Source organism: Pseudomonas sp. SB113 (assembly GCF_040754745.1).
Classification (GTDB): Bacteria; Pseudomonadota; Gammaproteobacteria; order Pseudomonadales; family Pseudomonadaceae; genus Aquipseudomonas; species Aquipseudomonas grimontii.
This window is the reverse complement of record NZ_JBFMHW010000003.1, coordinates 93,808-112,890: the sequence shown is the minus strand read 5'-3', so window position 1 is coordinate 112,890 and position 19,083 is coordinate 93,808. Positions and strand designations below refer to the sequence as shown.

Sequence of the window (19,083 nt, the reverse complement as noted above, 5' to 3'; positions counted from 1 at the left end):
CTGTACGGCGGCAGTTTGCGCCCGTACAATCCCAAGTCATTTCAAGTCCAAGCAACCGACAACGGCCTACCATGCGTACCAGTCAATATTTGCTCGCCACACAGAAAGAAACGCCTTCCGATGCGGTCGTGATCAGCCACCAGCTGATGCTGCGCGCCGGCATGATCCGCAAACTGGCCTCCGGCCTGTACACCTGGCTGCCCATGGGCTTGAAGGTGATGCGCAAGGTCGAAGCCATCGTTCGCGAAGAAATGAACGCTGCCGGCTCTCTCGAAGTGTTGATGCCGAGCACCCAACCGGCCGAGCTGTGGCAGGAATCCGGACGCTGGGAAGAGTACGGCCCTGAGTTGCTGCGCTTCAAGGACCGTCATGGCCGCGACTTCTGCGCCGGCCCGACCCACGAAGAAGTGATCACCGACCTGATGCGCAACGAGTTGAGCAGCTATAAACAGCTGCCCCTCAACCTGTATCAGATCCAGACCAAATTCCGTGATGAAATCCGCCCACGCTTCGGCTTGATGCGCGGCCGCGAATTCATCATGAAGGACGCCTATTCGTTCCACGCTGACCAGGCATCGCTGCAGGCCACCTACGACCGCATGCACCAGGCCTACTGCAACGTGTTCACACGCCTGGGCCTGAAGTTCCGCCCGGTTGAAGCGGACAACGGCTCCATCGGCGGTGCCGGCTCCCACGAATTCCACGTGCTGGCCGAGTCCGGCGAAGACGACATCGTGTTCAGCAACGGTTCCGACTACGCGGCGAACATCGAGAAAGCCGAAGCCGTGCCACGGGAAACGTCCCGTCCAGCCCCGGCTGAAGAGCTGCGCCTGGTGGATACGCCAGAGACCAAGACCATCGCGGCGTTGGTGGAGAAATTCAATCTGCCGATTGAAAAGACCATCAAGACCCTGATCGTGCACGCCGAAGAAGAAGGCAAGCTGATCGCCCTGGTGATCCGTGGCGACCACGAACTCAACGAAATCAAGGCTGCCCAGCAACCTGGCGTGGCCAGCCCGCTGGTCATGGCCAGCGATGCCGAACTGCGCGACGCCATTGGCGCCGGTGCCGGGTCCCTCGGCCCGCTGAACCTGCCGCTGCCGATCATCATCGACCGTTCGGTCGAACTGATGAGCGACTTCGGTATCGGCGCGAACATCGACGACAAGCACTACTTCGGCGTGAACTGGGAGCGTGACCTGCCGGTTCCGACCGTTGCCGACCTGCGCAACGTGGTGGCCGGGGACCCAAGCCCGGATGGCAAGGGCACCCTGGAAATCAAGCGCGGCATCGAAGTCGGGCACATCTTCCAGCTGGGCAACAAGTACAGCAAGGCGATGAAGTGCGAAGTGCTGGGCGAGAACGGCAAGCCGATCACCCTGGACATGGGTTGCTACGGCATTGGCGTATCGCGTGTGGTTGCCGCTGCCATCGAGCAGAACAACGACGAGAAAGGCATTATCTGGAGTGACGCCCTGGCGCCGTTCCAGGTGGCCCTGGTACCGCTGCGTTACGAAACCGAGCAAGTACGCGAAGCCACCGACAAACTGTATGCCGAACTCACGGCTGCCGGTTTTGAAGTGCTGCTGGATGACCGGGACAAGAAAACCAGCCCGGGCATCAAGTTCGCCGACATGGAGCTGATTGGCATCCCGCACCGGATCGTGGTCAGTGACCGCGGCCTGGCCGATGGCAATCTGGAATACAAGAGCCGGACCGAAGCCGAAGCCCAACCGTTGCCGGTGGCTGACGTGCTGTCTTTCCTCCAGGCGCGTATTCGTCGCTGAAAACCAGATCAAGAGAAGTCATGTTCAAGCGAAACACCAGAGCCCTGGGGGGCGCCGCCTTGTGCGGCGCCCTGCTGGTCAGCGGCTGCGCCAATCAGATGTCGCAACGCAGTGAGCACGAGGAGCGGGTCGAGCGTAAGTTGCTCGACCACAGCCTGCAGATCGATGTAGGCGAACCCAAAGTGCTGGAACTGCCGCAACGCCGGGTTCGTATTCACGAGCAGAAGACCTTCGAGGTCACCGAATTCGAAGTCACCCGTCGTTACGACCGCTACACCCCTTACCAGCCCTGGCGCAAACTCTATGAGATGCCCCTGGGTGCAGTTGCCTTGGTAGCGGGTGCGGGCGCCAATGTGGCGAACATCTTCGCCCTCGGCAACCTGCCCACCAGCATGACCCACGACTGGCTGACCTACGGCGTGGACGGTCTCAACCCGTTCATGAACGTGCAGTCCCATGGCCGTGCGCAACAGAACCTGGCAGGTATCGATGAAGTCCAGCGCGACAAGCGCGTGGAGTATTCGAGCCTGCCCTGGAGCGAACGCCCGGTCCAGGTCACCGCCGGCAAACAGACCCATGAGCTGACCACCGACCGCAACGGCGTCCTGCGCCTGAACCTGTTGGACAGCCCGTTTGCCGAGCAGGACCTGAACCGCGTCACAACCTTGAAGATCAGCGTGGAAGATGGCCAGGACGACGTGCACTCGGACTCGACCCTGGCGATCAGCAGCACCCTGCGCGGCAAGTTGCTGGAAGCCCATGGCCTGATCTACGACGACCTGGAAGACGATGAAGTCAGCCAGTGGGTGCACCGGGTCAAGCGCCTGTCGGAGCTGGGCCTGGAAGAAGAAGCCAGCGAACTGGAACAAAGCCTGATCGAACTGACCCGCAATGATCCCGAGTTGCAGCAGGAGTTCCTGCAAGCGCTGACCAAGGATGCGGGGCGGTTGGTGGCGGATCCCGGCGCACGCTGAGCTTCAAGCCATGTGAAGATCCAAATGTGGGAGGGGGCTTGCCCCCGATAGCAGTGGATCAGCAAGCTTATATATAGCTGACCCGCCGCAATCGGGGGCAAGCCCCCTCCCACATTTTTTGCTCCCGATTTCTACCAGGAGAACTCCAACTGTTCATTGCCGGTGCTCAAGTCCAGCAACCGCACGCCAATACCCAACAATCGCACCGGTTTCCCACCACGATTAAACGCCTGGGTCATCAGCTGTTGATAACTCTCCAGATCCCGCGCCGCTCCCGCCTGTTCCAACGTCGTCTGGGTAAAGTCATGAAACTTCACCTTAACGAACGGCTTGCCCGCCTTATAGCTGCTGTCGATACGCGCCATTCGCCCGGCCAGGGTTTCCATCAACTCTGGAAGTTTCGCCAGGCAGCTTGAGAGATCCGGCAAATCCACATCGTAGGTATTTTCCACACTGATGGACTGCCGCCGGTTGTCATTCTGCACCACACGGTCATCTATCCCACGGGCCAGGCTCCAGAGCCGCTCGCCAAAGCTGCCGAATTCACGCACCAGCGCCAGCTTGTTCCATTCGCGCAATTGCAGGCAGTCTTCGATGCCCAGGCGCGCCAGCTTGTCTGCGGTCACCTTGCCCACGCCGTGCAACTTGCTCACGCGCAATTGGGAGACAAAGTCCTCGACCTGATCCGGGGTGATGACGAACAGGCCATTGGGTTTTTTCCAATCGCTGGCGATCTTGGCCAAGAACTTGTTCGGCGCCACACCGGCAGACACGGTGATGTGCAATTGGTTGGAGACCCGGCGGCGAATGTCTTGTGCGATGCGTGTGGCGCTGCCGCCAAAGTGCGGGCTGTCGGAGACATCCAGGTAGGCCTCGTCCAGCGACAGAGGCTCGATCAGGTCGGTGTAATCGCGAAAGATCGTCTGGATTTCCTTCGACGCTTCCTTATAAGCATCCATGCGCGGTTTGACGATGGTCAGGTCCGGGCAGAGCTTGAGGGCATGGCGCGATGACATGGCTGAACGCACCCCATACGCGCGCGCTTCGTAGTTGCACGTAGCGATCACGCCCCTTCGATCTGCCGATCCACCCACCGCCAGGGGCTTTTGCGCCAGGCTCGGGTCATCGCGCATCTCAATGGCGGCGTAGAAGCAATCACAGTCAACGTGGATGATTTTGCGCTGCGTCATAGATAGAAGAGGGGTGTAATCCAACGGGTGGGCAGTATCGCATCCACCCCTGTATATAGCACCAGTAGTTTGAATCTTCCGCCTGAGCGGTAGGAGATTTCCCAGATGAATTTATTTTCTCAATCGAAATTAGCATCTCAATAGAGCTGAAACCCTTGGCCCGACTGGCCCGCACGGCCAAAATGGCTCTGTTTGGAGAGCTAACCGATTGAACCACAAGCGCTTTTCTTCGATTCACGGGTTGACACAGTCGGCATCCTCTGTAGAATGCCGACACACAGACGCGGGATGGAGCAGTCTGGTAGCTCGTCGGGCTCATAACCCGAAGGTCGTCGGTTCAAATCCGGCTCCCGCAACCAAACATCAAAAAAGGCTACTCGAAAGAGTGGCCTTTTTTGTGCGTGCCTGTTTTGTGCTTGTGCGAAAATTGTAAGACAAAAAATCTTTACCCATCGCGCACTTACCTTCCGTAGCCGACCTTCACCGCTCATTTCGCACTTATTTGACCCATCGGCTCATTAACGGTTGACACCTCGCCGCTTGGCTGTAGAATGCCGCCCACAGACGCGGGATGGAGCAGTCTGGTAGCTCGTCGGGCTCATAACCCGAAGGTCGTCGGTTCAAATCCGGCTCCCGCAACCAAACATCAAAAAAGGCTACTCGAAAGAGTGGCCTTTTTTGTATCCGATGAAAAAGTTCTTCTGAAACAATGGCATGGCATCTTTCATGAAACCGTACACGGTTTGTAGAGTCCATCTCATTGCAAGCTACGCTTACGCCTCTACGACCAATGGCCGCAGTCGCCGCCCCCGGTGATCCGCGTTAATATTTGTAATTATTTTGTCCATAGGGATTGGTAACTTGGCTGGATACCCCCATCCTGTCGCGCACAATCCACGAGGTGATTGATGCGCGCCAACTCGTCTGAACCACAAGACACCGTCACAGCAGAACAACCTATCGCTCCCACCCGCTTGCGCTGGCTGGATCTGTTGAGCAAATACCGGCAACCCATCGGGCTGGCCGTGACCTTGTTGTTGTTCGCTATCGCCCTGATCGCCTGCCGACACCTGTTGCTGGAACTGGACCTCTACGCCCTCCACGATTCGATCCTGGAAGTGCCCAAGCCCGCGTTGCTCGGCGCATTCGCCGCCGCCGTCGCCGGGTTTGTGATTCTGTTGGGCTATGAGTTTTCCGGCGCACGCTATGCCGGGGTGAATCTACCGGCCAAGACCTTGGCCCTTGGCGGTTTTACTGCCTTTGCGATCGGCAATGCCATTGGCTTGTCGATGCTCTCGGGCGGCTCGGTGCGCTACCGTTTATATGCACGCCATGGCATCGGGGCTTCGGAAGTCGCCCACATGACCGTGTTCGCCAGCCTGGCACTGGGCTGCGCCCTGCCCCCGCTGGCTGCATTGGCCACGCTGAGCAACTTGCCGGCGGCGTCGACCTACCTGCATTTACCGCAAAGCGTGCTCGGCGGTGTGGCCGGCGCGGTGCTGTTGCTGTCGGCCGTGTTGTGCATCGGCATCTATCGCCGCCGCCTGCCGGAACAACCGTACCCGGACAACCTGCTGGTAAAAGCTGGCCGTCGAACCCTGCGCCTGCCTGGCCGCCGCCTGACGCTCCTGCAACTGATCATCACCGCACTGGACGTTGCCGCTGCCGCTACCGTCCTTTATATGCTGCTGCCGGAAGCACCGCCTTTCGGCCCGTTCCTGCTGGTGTATCTGCTGGCGCTGGCCGCGGGTGTACTCAGCCATGTGCCAGGTGGCGTAGGCGTTTTCGAAGCCATCCTGCTCGCCGCATTCGCCGACAAGCTCGGGGCCGCGCCATTGGCCGCCGCCCTGTTGCTGTACCGCATGATCTACGTGGTCCTGCCGCTGCTGATCGCCTGCGTATTCCTGCTGGTCAACGAAGCCCAGCGCCTGTTCCAGACTCAGCAAAGCCTGCGGGTAGCCTCGGGTTTGGCCGCACCGGTGCTGGCCGTACTGGTTTTTTTGTCCGGCGTGGTCCTGCTGTTTTCCGGCGCCACGCCGGAAATCGACTCACGCCTGGAAAACATCGGCTTCCTGATTCCCCACCGCCTGATTGACGCCTCGCACTTTGGTGCCAGCCTGATCGGCGTGCTGTGCCTGTTACTGGCCCAGGGCCTGCGTCGACGCTTGTCGGCGGCCTGGATGTTGACCATGGTGCTGCTGCTGGCGGGCGCCCTCCTCTCGCTGCTCAAGGGTTTCGACTGGGAAGAAGCCAGTCTGATGACCATGACGGCAATACTGCTGGCGATCTTCCGCCGCTCGTTCTATCGCGCCAGCCGCCTGACCGAGCTGCCTTTTTCACCGCTGTATCTGGTCGCCAGTGTCTGTGTGCTGGGGGCTTCTATCTGGCTGCTGCTGTTCGCGTATCAAGATGTACCGTACAGCCATCAACTATGGTGGCAGTTCACCCTCGACGCCAACGCCCCACGCGGCCTGCGCTCGCTGTTGGGCGCCGCGGTGCTGCTGGTTATCGTCTCGCTGACCTGGTTGCTGCGCACCGCACGCCCGGTGATCCACCTGCCGACACCTGATGAGCTGGAACGCGCCACCAAGATCCTGATGGCGTCGTCGCAACCCGACGGCGGCCTGGCGCTGACCGGCGACAAGGCGCTGCTGTTCCACCCGAATGACGAAGCGTTCCTGATGTACGCCCGTCGCGGGCGTAGCCTGGTGGCCTTGTATGACCCGATCGGCCCGACCCAGCCCCGTGCCGAAATGATCTGGCAGTTCCGCGACCTGTGCGACATCCATCATGCGCGCCCCGTGTTCTATCAGGTACGCGCCGAGAACCTGCCCTATTACATGGACATCGGTCTCACCGCGATCAAACTGGGCGAAGAGGCCCGCGTCGACCTCAAACGCTTTGACCTGGAAGCCAAGGGCAAAGAGATGAAGGACCTGCGCTACACCTGGAACCGTGGCACCCGCGACGGCCTGTCCCTGGAGATCTTTGAACCGGGCACGGCGCCGATGGATGAATTAAAAGTCATCTCGGACGCCTGGCTGACCGGTAAGAATGTGCGGGAAAAAGGCTTTTCCCTCGGACGCTTCAGCGACGACTACCTCAAGCACTTTCGCATCGCGATCATTCGCTTCGAAGGGCGCCCGGTGGCCTTCGCCAACCTGCTCGAGACCTACAACCACGACCTGGCCAGTCTCGACCTGATGCGCGCCCACCCGGATGCGCCCAAGTTGACCATGGAATTCATGATGGTCGGCCTGATTCAACATTATAAGAGTCACGGCTACGCCCGTTTCAGCCTCGGCATGGTGCCGTTGTCGGGCCTGCAACCGCGACGCGGCGCACCACTGACCCAGCGCCTGGGCTCGATGGTGTTCCGTCGCGGCGAGCAACTGTATAACTTCCAAGGCTTGCGCCGCTTCAAAGACAAGTTCCAGCCTGACTGGGAACCCCGTTACATGGCTGTGCCCGCGGGACTTGACCCGCTGGTGGCACTGGCCGATACCGCCGCCCTGATCGCGGGCGGCTTGACTGGATTGGTGAAACGCTGATGATTCGACGCTCCTGGCGGTATGTATTGGCCTTTGTAGTGCTGCTCGCCCTGGTCCTGGGCGGCGGCTTTTGGTTCTGGAACCGCCCTGCCCCGCAGCCGACCCTGGAGCAACTGCCCCAGGCCGACGGCTCGGTGATGACCCGCGTGACCCCGGCCGGCACCCCGAAAGCCCGCGTCGCGGTAGCGGTGATGGCTGACGAAACCCTGACGGATAGCCAGCTGATTACCCTGAGCCAAGGCGGCAAGGCGCAGATCGTCCAGGTGATCCTGCCAAAGGATGACTGCAAGCTGCAGGAACAAGCGCTGCAAAGCGCCCTGGGCCAGCTCAAAGGGCCCGCGACCCTGGTCAGCGGCATCGGCCCTGGCGCCGCCCTCGCCTGGCGCTGGCTGGCCACACAGAACGACGACAAGGCCAACGCCATCTCCGTCGGCTTCGCGCTGGTGCAGGAAGGTTGCAAGGACCCACTGCCGAAAACCGCCGCGCACGGTAACTGGCTGGTGGCCTGGAACGACAACCCTGACGATGAAAGCGCCAGTTTCGTACGTGACACTCCGCGCGCCACCACCAGCATCAGCGACTACGATATTCACTACCCGCAAGTACTGAACAACGAACTGCGCAAGCAACTGGTGGGTTCGGACAACGGCGGCCTGGCGATTCCCGTAGTGGAAGTACCGGCTGGCCAGGCCAAGGACACCGTGACCCTGTTCCTCTCCGGTGACGGCGGCTGGCGTGACCTGGACCGCGATGTGGCCGGCGAGATGGCCAAGATCGGCTACCCGGTGGTCGGCATCGACACCCTGCGCTACTACTGGCAGCACAAGACCCCGGAACAAAGCGCCAAGGACCTCTCCGAGCTGATGCAGCACTACCGGCAGAAGTGGGGCACCAAGCGCTTTGTACTGACCGGCTACTCGTTCGGCGCCGACGTACTGCCGGCGATCTACAACCGCCTGCCGGAAAACGAACAGCAGCGGGTAGACGTCATCATCCTGCTGGCATTCGCCCGCACCGGCAGCTTTGAAATCGAAGTGGAAGGCTGGCTGGGCAACGCCGGCAAAGAAGCCGCGACCGGCCCGGAAATGGCCAAGCTGCCGGCTGACAAGGTGGTGTGCATCTACGGTGCCGAAGAAGTCGACGAGAGTGGCTGCACCGACAAGACCGCCGTGGGCGAGGCTGTGAAGCTGCCGGGCGGGCATCACTTCGATGAGAACTATCCGGCACTGGCCAAGCGGTTGGTGGATATCATCGTCAAGCACCAGGCCAAGGACAAAGCCGAGTAATCTCAGGCTGTAGGCGATAAAAAATGTGGGAGGGGGCTTGCCCCCGATGACGGTGGGTCAGCTAGAGGTAAGCTGACTGAAACACCGCTATCGGGGCAAGCCCCCTCCCATAGTTGTTTGTGGTGTCAGTGAGATTTAACGCGGTTCGATATGCGCGATCATCAATTGCACGGTTTCATTGCCACGAAACTCGTTCACATCCAGCTTGTAGGCCAACTCCACCCAACGCACGGTCGGGTTCGGCCAGACTTCCCGGTCGACGCCGAAGGCAATGCCATCGAGCTTCACCGACCCGCATTCGCTCTTGAGCACCACTTTCAAGTGCCGCTCCCCTACCACCCGCTGTTCCACCAGCTGAAACACACCATGGAACAGCGGCTCGGGAAAGTGCTGACCCCACGGCCCGGCATGCCGCAATGCGCGCGCCAGTTCCAGGTGAAACTCTTCCACCGCCAGGGTGCCGTCTGACAGCAGGCGCCCGGTGAGGTCTTCTTCACGCAGTTGCCGACGCACTTCGGCATCAAAAGCTTCGGCAAACAGTGGGAAATTCTCCTCCGGCAAGGTCAACCCCGCCGCCATGGCGTGGCCGCCGTATTTGGCGATCAGGTTGGGATGCTGGCTCGCGACCACCGCCAGGGCATCGCGGATGTGAAAGCCTTGCACGGAGCGTCCAGAGCCCTTCAGCAGCCCATCACCGGCATCGGCGAAGGCGATGGTCGGGCGAAAGTACCGCTCCTTCATGCGCGAGGCAAGAATGCCGATCACACCCTGGTGCCAGTCCGGATCGAACAGGCACAAGCCATAGGGCATCGACTCCACCGGCAAGTCCTTGAGCTGGGCCAGGGCCTCGCGCTGCATGCCTTGTTCGATGGATTTTCGGTCCTGGTTCATGCCGTCCAATTGCGCAGCCATTTCCCGTGCCGCGGCAAAATCCGTGGTGAGCAGGCATTCGATGCCCAGGCTCATATCATCCAGGCGCCCAGCGGCGTTCAAGCGTGGCCCGAGGATAAAGCCGAGATCGGTGGAGGTTATACGCGCCGCATCGCGCTTGGCCACTTCGAGGATCGCCTTGATCCCCGGCCGCGCGCGACCGGCGCGAATACGCTCCAAGCCCTGATGCACGAGGATGCGGTTATTGGCGTCCAGGGGCACCACGTCGGCGACGCTGCCCAGTGCAACCAGGTCGAGCAGCTCGCCGATATTCGGTTGAGGCGTATTCTCGTACCAGCCCAAACTGCGCAGGCGCGCGCGCAGGGCCATCAGCACATAGAAGATCACCCCCACGCCGGCCAGCGCCTTGCTTGGGAACTCACAGCCCGGCTGGTTCGGGTTGACGATGGCATCCGCCGCCGGCAGCTCATCCCCAGGCAAGTGGTGATCGGTCACCAATACCTGCAACCCCGCCGCTTTCGCCGCCGCCACGCCTTCGACACTGGAGATGCCATTGTCCACGGTGATCAGCAACTGCGGCTCGCGCTGCAGGGCCACAGCGACGATTTCCGGGGTCAGCCCATAGCCATATTCGAAGCGGTTGGGCACCAGGTAATCGACATGGGCCGCACCGAGCAAACGCAGGCCCAGGGTACCTACGGTGCTGGCGGTGGCACCATCGGCGTCGAAGTCACCGACGATGAGGATGCGCTGGCGCTGCTCCAATGCCGTCACCAGCAAGTCCACCGCCGCGTCGATGCCCTTGAGCTGCTGATAGGGAATCAACCGCGCCAGGCTCTTGTCCAGCTCGGCCTCGGACTGCACGCCACGAGCGGCGTAGAGACGGGTCAATAGCGGTGGCAATTCACCCAGGAAGGGCAAGACGGCGGGCAACGGGCGGGGATCGATACGCATGGGACGTTGGGGAGTTCTCTGTAGGGGGATATTAGCTGCAAGCTTCAAGCTTCAAGCTTCAAGCTTGTAGCTTGTAGCTTGAAGCTTGTAGCTTGTAGCTTGTAGCTTGTAGCTTGTAGCTTGTAGCTTGTAGCTTGAGGCTTGAGGCTTGCAGCTCCAATTCAACCGCGTTCGCCAACCAGCCACTGCAATTGCACTTCGTGCTGGCCACGGTCGTCGGTGACGAAGACCGTGCCTTCACTGATCATCACGTCCCACTTGATCACGCGGGGCATGTCCTTGGCCAGAACCTCCAGAATCTCCTGGGGCACCGCCGCGATGTGCACATTCTTCAGGTTGTTCGCCACCGGCACCACCTTGCCTTCCCAAACGCGCAAGCTGCCGTATGCCAGCAGGCTGGTGCGCTCAGTGCGGCGCGAGCACCAGGTCAGTCGGTCGGCATCCGGCTGGCCGACTTCGATCCAATGCAAAACCCGATCGTCCAGGCTTTTTTCCCACAGGGCTGGCTCGTCTACATCTGACAGACCACGACCGAACGCCAACTGTTCGTTGTAAAAAAGGGCGTAGGCCAACAGACGCACGGTCATGCGCTCTTCGGTTTCCGAGGGGTGGCGAGCGATGGTCTGCTTGACGCTCTCGTACACCGAACGGTCGAGGTCGGTGAGGTTGAGTTCGAATTTGTAGGTCGTGGACGGCTGGGCCATGAACGGGCTTCTAGAGACAGGGAAAGGCGGCCAGTCTAACCGATGGCGAGGTCATTCACCGAATCCTGCGCTGCATCATCCTTATCCCTGCGCCACTCGCCTATGTTAAAAGGCATCACACACCCGTTCCGCGCCCGAAAGGATCCCCATGTCGTTTAATGCCAAACCGCTTGCCGGCCTGAAAGTCATCGAACTCGGCACCCTGATCGCCGGCCCGTTTGCCTCACGCATCTGCGCTGAGTTCGGCGCCGAGGTGATCAAGGTCGAATCCCCGGATGGCGGCGACCCGCTGCGCAAATGGCGCAAGCTGTATGAAGGCACCTCGCTGTGGTGGTTTGTGCAGGCGCGCAACAAAAAGTCGCTGACGTTGAACCTCAAGCACCCGGACGGCCTGGCGATTCTCAAGCAGTTGCTGGCCGACGCCGACATCCTGATCGAGAACTTTCGCCCCGGTGTACTGGAGAAACTTGGCCTGAGCTGGGAAACCCTGCACGCGCTGAACCCGAAACTGGTGATGGTGCGCCTCTCGGGTTTTGGCCAGACCGGGCCGATGAAAGACCAGCCGGGGTTTGGCGCAGTGGGCGAGTCCATGGGCGGGCTGCGCTATATCACCGGTTTCGAGGACCGCCCGCCGGTGCGCACCGGGATCTCCATTGGCGACTCCATCGCCGCGCTGTGGGCGGTAATCGGTGCGTTGATGGCGCTGCGTCATCGCGAGGTCAACGGTGGCGTCGGCCAGGTGGTGGATGTGGCGCTGTATGAAGCCATCTTCGCCATGATGGAAAGCATGATCCCCGAGTTCGACGTGTTCGGGTTTATTCGCGAACGCACCGGCAACATCATGCCCGGCATTACGCCGTCGTCGATCCACACCAGTGCGGACGGCAAGCACGTACAGATTGGCGCCAACGGTGATGCCATCTTCAAACGGTTCATGAGCGCCATCGGCCGTGACGACCTGGCGAACGACCCACAACTGGCCAGCAATGACGGGCGCGATAGCCGTCGCGATGAACTCTATGGCGTGATTGATCGCTGGGTGAACTCGCTGCCGCTGGAGCAGGTGGTGGAACAACTCAACAAGGCTGAGGTGCCCGCCAGCCGTATCTACAGCGCCGAAGACATGCTGGGCGACCCGCAATTCCTTGCGCGCGAGATGTTCCTCAAGGCACAGCTTCCCGGCGGCAAGGACTTCAAGATGCCGGGCATCGTGCCCAAGCTGTCGGACACACCGGGCAGTTGCGAATGGGTGGGACCGCAACTGGGTGAACACAACGGCGTGGTGTTGGGCGAGCTGGGATACGACGCCGCTGCCATTGTCCGCTTGCGTGAGAAAGGCGCAATCTGATGCCCCATCGTTGCAAACACTGGCTCATTGCGCTGTACCTGGCCGTCATGATGGCTGGCGGCTGGCCCGTGTCGGCGAATGCCGGGGATACGTTGATCTGGTTGTTGCGCGACTTGCCGCCGCTGACCATTTTCGAAGGGCCGCGCAAAGGCCAGGGTGCGCTGGACCAATTGCTGCCGATATTGATCGAGCACTTGCCCGACTATCGCCACCAGATACTGCACGTCAATCGCGCGCGCGGCATGCAGATGCTTCGCGAGCCAACGCTCACCTGCGATCCATCGTTGCTGTGGACGGCCGAGCGGGCCAGGTACATCGTATTTTCCAGCCAGGCGTTTGTGGTCGCCAGCAATGGCATCACGATCCGACGCAGCCAGCAGGACGCCCTGGCGCCGTTTATCGTGGACAGCCAGTTTGACCTGCAGGCTTTCTTCGACGCCGATAAGGCAAGGGTTGGCGCGATCGCGGAGCGCAGCTACGGCCCCGTTATCGATGAGCGGCTGAAACTGGCCGACCCGCACAAACTGGCACTGCACTACGGCAACGATGCCCTTGGCAGCTTGCTGCAGATGCAGCGCCTGGGCCGGCTGGAGGCGGTGCTGGGTTATTGGCCGGAAATCCGCTACCACGCGATGCAACAGGGGATCGCTGCCGACGACCTCAGCTTCTACCCCATCAAGGGCACGGCGCCTTACCAACGCACGCATATCGGCTGTTCGGATACGCCTCAGGGGCGCGAGGTCATGGAACAGATCAACCAGGTTCTGCTCAGCATTGCGCTGGAACAAGTACAGCAGTCCTATGCCGCCTGGCTGGACCCTGTCATGCGTGAACATTACCTGCGAGACAACCCGAGCTTTTTCCAGGACTCGCCAGAGCCGTGACAAATCGCAGGCAAAAAGAAACCCCGAAGAGTGGGGAGACACTTCGGGGTTAAACGTGGCCTACAGAGACCAGTACAACAAGGCACAAACACCGGAGCACAATGTTTGCTCTTGCTGTTACGAAATCTGACCGGCCATGACCTAGGAAGTTTCCACCTATAAACAATTCTTCATGCAACGGCAGCGCTGCGAGTCTGGGCCGCGTTGCGCAAGGCTGCGATGACCGAGGGCTCCAGGCGTCCTTCAGCGATCTTGAGGTCGCGCAGCAGGCAATCCACCACATCCACCAATACGCGCTTATCGAGCAATTGCGCCCGGTCGACTTCACGCTCGACCATGATCGCGCCGGCGGGGTTCTTCACGGTTACCAGGCACTCGCCCTGCACACCGGCAGTGGTCAACGTCACCTGATACGGGCTCAGTGCTTCTTCGAGCAATAGGCTGATACTTTCCATCTCGATCACCACTCAATAGTTCGCAAACATTCTTGTAAACGGGAGCTGCATCTATCCTAAGTGACTGGTTGTGACGTAGGAAAGTTCGCTTTTTCGTTTATGTGGGGTTGTCGGGGGATGACGTCTCCAGCATGCACTTGCAACATGACAGGCAAAAAACGGCGGCACATAAATGCTTATGCAATGGGCTGCTGTTCTTGGGGTTTGCCAGGCGCTGAGGCCGGGCCTGCCAGAAACAAAAAACGCCGCTGACCCAAGGAAGGGAAAGCGGCGTTTTTGTCTTCGTGACTTGCCTTACAAAGGCTTACCACGGTTGCCATGCTGGCTGACAAACGCCTGCATCGCCTTCAAGTCATTCGGCAGCACCGTGCAACGCTCTTCACGCTCGAACAGGTCGGTCAGATGCACCGGCAGTTCCAGCGCCTTGCCGACACCAGCCTTCTCCACCGCTTCCGGGAATTTGACCGGATGGGCGGTGCCGAGGATCACCATCGGGATATCCAGGCTGCGACGGCATTCGCGGGCGGCCTTGACCCCAATGGCGGTGTGCGGGTCGAGCAACTCGCCGGTCTGGGCGTAGACCTCGGCGATGGTTTCGCAGGTCTGCGCGTCGTCCACGGCCAGGGAGTCGAACAGCTTGCGGGTTTCGGTCCAGCGCTCTTCATCAACGCTGAAACCGCCGCCGCTCTTGAAGGTGTCCATCAAGCCGGCAATGGCTGCGCCGTTGCGACCGTGCATGTCGAACAGCAGGCGTTCGAAGTTCGACGACACCATGATGTCCATGGACGGCGACAGGGTGGCGTGCAGGGTTTCCTTGACGTACTGGTTGCCGCTCATGAAGCGGTGCAGGATGTCGTTGCGGTTGGTGGCGACGATCAACTGGTTGATCGGCAGGCCCATGTTACGGGCCAGGTAGCCGGCGAAGATGTCGCCGAAATTGCCGGTCGGCACCGAGAACGACACCGAGCGCGCCGGGCCACCCAACTGCAGCGAGGCGTGGAAGTAGTAGACGATCTGGGCCATGATCCGCGCCCAGTTGATCGAGTTCACCGCCACCAGGCGTGTGCCTTTGAGGAAGCCCTGGTCGGCGAAGCTGTTCTTGACCATTTCCTGGCAGTCATCGAAGTTGCCTTCGATGGCGATGTTATGGATGTTCTCGCCGAAGATGGTGGTCATCTGGCGACGCTGCACTTCCGACACACGCTTGTGCGGGTGCAGGATGAAGATGTCGACGTTTTCGCAGTGCTTGCAGCCTTCGATGGCGGCCGAACCGGTATCACCCGAGGTGGCACCGATGATCACCACGCGCTCGCCGCGCTTCTCCAGCACGTAGTCCAGCAGGCGACCCAGCAGTTGCAGGGCAAAGTCCTTGAACGCCAGGGTCGGGCCATGGAACAGCTCAAGCACCCATTCGTTGCCGTTGAGCTGGCGCAGAGGGGCGATGGCGCTGTGGGAAAACACGCCATACGTCTCTTCCAGAATCTTTTTGAAATCCGCATCGGGGATGCTGCCGGTGACGAACGGGCGCATCACCCGGAACGCCAACTCGTGATACGGCAGGCCGGCCCACGAAGCGATTTCTTCCTGGGTAAAACGTGGCAGGTTTTCCGGCACGTACAGGCCGCCGTCAGTGGCAAGGCCTGCCAGCAAAACGTCTTCGAAATTCAGGGCCGGTGCCTGGCCGCGGGTGCTGATGTAGCGCATAGGGGCAAACCTTCGGTTTGGGCTTCAAGCTTCAAGTGACAAGCTTCAAGTTAGAGCAGATCTGCTTCTACTTGAAGCTTGCAACTTGGCGCTTGCAGCTGAATTAATTCAAATGTTCGACGCGAATCCGTACTACCGGCCCAACCACACCCTGGAGAGCTTCCAGTGACTGGATGGCATCGTTGATATGCTGCTCAAGCACGCGGTGGGTCAGCAGGATCATCGGCACCTGGCCGTTCTGTTCCTCGACTTCTTTCTGCATGATCGACTCGATGTTGATACCGCGCTCCGACAGGATGCTGGCCACCTGGGCCAATACGCCCGGGTGATCCTTGGCCTGGATGCGCAGGTAGTAGGCGCTTTCGCATGCCTCGATCGGCAGGATCGGGTGGGCCGACAGCGAATCCGGCTGGAAGGCCAGGTGCGGCACGCGGTTTTCCGGGTCGCTGGTCATGGCGCGAACCACGTCCACCAGGTCGGCGATCACCGACGACGCGGTCGGCTCCATGCCGGCACCGGCGCCGTAGAACAGGGTGGAGCCGGCCGCGTCACCGTTGACCATCACGGCGTTCATCACGCCATTGACGTTGGCGATCAGGCGGTCGGCCGGGATCAGCGTCGGGTGCACACGCAACTCGATACCCGCCGGGGTGCTACGCGCGACACCGAGGTGCTTGATGCGGTAGCCCAAGGCTTCGGCGTAGTTCACGTCGGCCGTGGTCAGCTTGGTGATGCCTTCGGTGTAGGCCTTGTCGAATTGCAGCGGGATACCAAAGGCGATGGACGCCAGGATGGTCAGCTTGTGCGCCGCGTCGATGCCTTCCACGTCGAATGTCGGGTCGGCTTCGGCGTAACCCAGGGCCTGGGCTTCGGCCAGCACGTCTTCGAAGGTACGGCCCTTCTCGCGCATTTCGGTGAGGATGAAGTTACCGGTGCCGTTGATGATGCCGGCCACCCAGTTGATGCGGTTGGCGGACAGGCCTTCACGGATCGCCTTGATCACCGGGATGCCACCGGCAACCGCGGCTTCGAACGCGACGATCACGCCCTTCTCGCGGGCCTTGGCGAAGATCTCGTTGCCGTGTACGGCGATCAGCGCCTTGTTGGCGGTGACCACGTGCTTGCCGTTCTCGATAGCCTTGAGCACCAGCTCGCGAGCCACGGTGTAACCGCCTACCAGTTCGATGACAATATCGATTTCAGGGTTGGTGGCCACGGCGAAGACATCGTTGGTAATCGCAATACCGGTCGTTTGGAACTGAGGCTTTGGCGAACGCGTGGCAATTTGCGCCACTTCAATCCCACGCCCTGCACGGCGGGAAATTTCTTCAGCATTACGCTGAAGTACGTTGAAGGTACCGCCACCGACGGTCCCTAACCCACAGATGCCTACTTTGACCGGTTTCACTGAAGAACTCCCCATGAAACGGCCGACGCTAGGTCGGCCGTGGAAAACAGCCGCACAACTGCGGCTTTCAATTAATGGCCCGTCGACTTATCCACGGGCCATGATCGTCAAAGGTTCGACGATGCTGGTTTATTTGGCACTCAGCGCCAGTTTGGCAACTTGTGGTGCTGGCTGGTAGCCCGGAATCACCTGGCCGTCAGCCAAAACGATGGCCGGTGTACCGTTGACGCCGATGGACTGGCCCAGGGCAAACTGCTTCGACACCGGGTTGGCGCACTTGGCGGCCTTGATTTCCTTGCCATCGACCATCTTGTCCATGGCCGCTTTCTTGTCGGCCGAGCACCATACGGCTTGCAGCTGCTCGTCGCCCGGCGAACCCAGGCCCTGGCGCGGGAACGCTACGTAGCGTACTTCCACACCCAGCTTGTTCAGCGCAGGCACTTCGGCGTGCAACTTATGGCAGTACGGGCAGGTGGTGTCGGTAAACACGGTGATATGGGTCTTGGTCTCGCCGATGGCCGGGTAAACCACGGTTTCAGCCACCGGGATGCCGTTGATCAGCTTGGATACGCCCAGGCGCTCGGCTTTCTCGGTCAGGTTGACCGGCTTGCCGTCCTTGAGCTGGAACAGGTAGCCCTGGACGATGTACTGACCGTCCGCACTGGCGTACAGCACGCGGCTGCCCTTGAGCTTGACTTCATACAGGCCGGCCATCGGGCTGGCGCCGATGCTTTCGATCGGGGTGTCGAGCTGCAGGTTGGCCAGGCTCTTGCGGATGGTCTGCTCGGCAGCATCATCGGCAACGGCAAAGGTGGAAACCAACGCAATGGCTGCGGCGGCAATAATCTGGGTCAAGCGCATGGAAACTCCTGAAGGCAGATGCAGGGACGGGGGCAGGTACGCCGATACGGAAACACGGGTGCGGGCCGTCCCCTTTGCTAACCGGCAAAGCCTACCACAGTTGGGCCGCAGGGCAGCCCGTGGCGGAATAAATTGGCGGTTTTCAGCCTCGCGGGTGGTGCTTGGCGTGCATATCCTGCAATCGCGCACGCGCCACGTGGGTGTAGATCTGAGTGGTGGATAAGTCGCTGTGCCCGAGCAGCATTTGCACGACGCGCAAATCCGCACCGTGGTTGAGCAAATGAGTGGCGAATGCATGGCGCAAGGTGTGGGGTGACAGGCTCTTGCCGATCCCCGCCACCTTGGCCTGGTGCTTGATGCGATGCCAGAACGTCTGGCGGGTCATCTGCTCGCCACGCTGACTGGGAAACAGCACATCGCTTGGCCGCCCGCCAAGCAGCTCGCTACGGGCATCGCGCATATAGCGCTCGACCCACACAATTGCTTCCTCGCCCATTGGCACCAGCCGCTCCTTGCTGCCCTTGCCCATTACCCGCAGCACCCCCTGGCGCAGATTGACTTGCTCGAGTGTCAGGCTGATCAGCTCCGTGACCCGCAGGCCGCAGGCATACAAAACTTCCAGCATGGCGCGGTCACGCTGGCCGATGGCTTCGCTGAGGTCGGGCGCAGCAAGCAAGGCATCGACGTCGGCTTCCGACAGGGATTTGGGTAAAGGCCTACCCAGTTGCGGCATATCGATTTGCAGGGTTGGATCGAGGGCGATCAGTTTTTCCCTCAACAAATAGCGATAAAAACCACGCACACCGGAGAGAAACCGTGCAGTGGAACGGGGTTTGTAGTTCTGCTCCAGACGCCAGGCCAGGTGATCGAGGATCAGCTCGCGGCCGGCATTGATCAGTTCCAGGTGTTTCTCCTGCAACCAACCGTTGAACAGCGCCAGGTCGCTGCGGTAGGCCTGGCGGGTGTTGTCTGACAGGCCTTTTTCCAGCCAAAGGGCATCGAGGAAGCGGTCGATCAGGGGGTGGTCAATGGCGGGCATGGGGGCTCAGGTAAGGAAAGTGCGGGTATCGGGTAGATCCTATCGCA

At 60.5% G+C, this 19,083-nt stretch carries 14 protein-coding genes and 2 tRNA genes; 8 read left to right on the top strand and 8 right to left on the bottom strand.

What is annotated here, in order from left to right; all coding sequences use genetic code 11:
- Positions 1 to 71: 71 nt before the first annotated feature.
- Positions 72 to 1,787 (top strand): proline--tRNA ligase, encoded by a 1,716-nt coding sequence (locus AB1462_RS05140; RefSeq protein ID WP_090400623.1) that lies wholly within the window; start codon positions 72 to 74, stop codon positions 1,785 to 1,787.
- Between the two features lie 20 nt (positions 1,788 to 1,807).
- Entirely contained in the window at positions 1,808 to 2,761 is a 954-nt protein-coding gene (locus AB1462_RS05135; protein ID WP_065925011.1) for a hypothetical protein, read from the top strand.
- Positions 2,762 to 2,892: 131 nt separating this feature from the next.
- On the opposite strand, the gene dinB is transcribed toward AB1462_RS05135, so the two are convergent.
- Positions 2,893 to 3,951, bottom strand: a complete 1,059-nt coding sequence (dinB, locus tag AB1462_RS05130) for a DNA polymerase IV (protein WP_259191460.1) — start codon at positions 3,949 to 3,951, stop codon at positions 2,893 to 2,895.
- 282 nt (positions 3,952 to 4,233) lie between these two features.
- Here dinB and AB1462_RS05125 point away from each other — a divergent pair.
- The 4 genes from AB1462_RS05125 (at position 4,234) to AB1462_RS05110 (ending at position 8,788) form a co-directional block, all read left to right on the top strand.
- Positions 4,234 to 4,310, top strand: a tRNA-Met gene (locus tag AB1462_RS05125).
- Between the two features lie 206 nt (positions 4,311 to 4,516).
- Positions 4,517 to 4,593, top strand: a tRNA-Met gene (locus AB1462_RS05120).
- Between the two features lie 266 nt (positions 4,594 to 4,859).
- Positions 4,860 to 7,502 carry a bifunctional lysylphosphatidylglycerol flippase/synthetase MprF gene (gene mprF, locus AB1462_RS05115; RefSeq protein WP_090400625.1) on the top strand — a complete coding sequence of 881 codons (2,643 nt, stop codon included), beginning with the start codon at positions 4,860 to 4,862 and terminating at the stop codon, positions 7,500 to 7,502.
- On the top strand, positions 7,502 to 8,788 hold the full coding sequence (locus AB1462_RS05110) for an AcvB/VirJ family lysyl-phosphatidylglycerol hydrolase (protein ID WP_315339186.1): 1,287 nt from the start codon (positions 7,502 to 7,504) through the stop codon (positions 8,786 to 8,788). Before mprF ends, AB1462_RS05110 begins: the two co-directional genes overlap by 1 nt.
- Positions 8,789 to 8,923: 135 nt before the next feature.
- Here AB1462_RS05110 and recJ read toward each other — a convergent pair whose 3' ends face one another.
- Both recJ and AB1462_RS05100 read right to left on the bottom strand, forming a co-directional pair.
- The gene (gene recJ, locus AB1462_RS05105) at positions 8,924 to 10,633 is read right to left on the bottom strand and encodes a single-stranded-DNA-specific exonuclease RecJ (protein WP_259191462.1); all 1,710 of its coding nucleotides are present in this window, start codon (positions 10,631 to 10,633) and stop codon (positions 8,924 to 8,926) included.
- 161 nt (positions 10,634 to 10,794) lie between these two features.
- A complete protein-coding gene (locus AB1462_RS05100) occupies positions 10,795 to 11,337 on the bottom strand; it encodes a YaeQ family protein (protein ID WP_090400629.1) in 543 nt (180 codons plus the stop codon).
- Positions 11,338 to 11,485: 148 nt separating this feature from the next.
- Here AB1462_RS05100 and AB1462_RS05095 point away from each other — a divergent pair, with 148 nt between their 5' ends.
- Both AB1462_RS05095 and AB1462_RS05090 read left to right on the top strand, forming a co-directional pair.
- Complete coding sequence (locus tag AB1462_RS05095; RefSeq protein WP_259191464.1) at positions 11,486 to 12,685, top strand: CaiB/BaiF CoA-transferase family protein; 1,200 nt, start codon at positions 11,486 to 11,488, stop codon at positions 12,683 to 12,685.
- Positions 12,685 to 13,569 (top strand): TIGR02285 family protein, encoded by an 885-nt coding sequence (locus tag AB1462_RS05090; protein ID WP_090400631.1) that lies wholly within the window; start codon positions 12,685 to 12,687, stop codon positions 13,567 to 13,569. The genes AB1462_RS05095 and AB1462_RS05090 overlap by 1 nt, the downstream gene beginning before the upstream one ends.
- 170 nt (positions 13,570 to 13,739) lie before the next feature.
- On the opposite strand, the gene AB1462_RS05085 is transcribed toward AB1462_RS05090, so the two are convergent.
- The 5 genes from AB1462_RS05085 to xerD form a co-directional block, all read right to left on the bottom strand.
- On the bottom strand, positions 13,740 to 14,024 hold the full coding sequence (locus AB1462_RS05085) for a DUF3509 domain-containing protein (RefSeq protein WP_090400632.1): 285 nt from the start codon (positions 14,022 to 14,024) through the stop codon (positions 13,740 to 13,742).
- A 294-nt stretch (positions 14,025 to 14,318) separates the two neighbouring features.
- Positions 14,319 to 15,728 carry a threonine synthase gene (gene thrC / locus AB1462_RS05080; protein WP_027605462.1) on the bottom strand — a complete coding sequence of 470 codons (1,410 nt, stop codon included), beginning with the start codon at positions 15,726 to 15,728 and terminating at the stop codon, positions 14,319 to 14,321.
- Positions 15,729 to 15,831: 103 nt separating this feature from the next.
- Positions 15,832 to 17,136: a homoserine dehydrogenase gene (locus tag AB1462_RS05075; protein ID WP_074847565.1), complete on the bottom strand. Its 1,305-nt coding sequence runs from the start codon at positions 17,134 to 17,136 to the stop codon at positions 15,832 to 15,834.
- A 129-nt stretch (positions 17,137 to 17,265) separates the two neighbouring features.
- Positions 17,266 to 17,997, bottom strand: coding sequence for a thioredoxin fold domain-containing protein (locus tag AB1462_RS05070; protein WP_367246296.1), 732 nt, complete (start codon positions 17,995 to 17,997; stop codon positions 17,266 to 17,268).
- A 142-nt stretch (positions 17,998 to 18,139) separates the two neighbouring features.
- Entirely contained in the window at positions 18,140 to 19,036 is an 897-nt protein-coding gene (gene xerD / locus AB1462_RS05065; protein ID WP_367246295.1) for a site-specific tyrosine recombinase XerD, read from the bottom strand.
- Positions 19,037 to 19,083 lie beyond the last annotated feature (47 nt).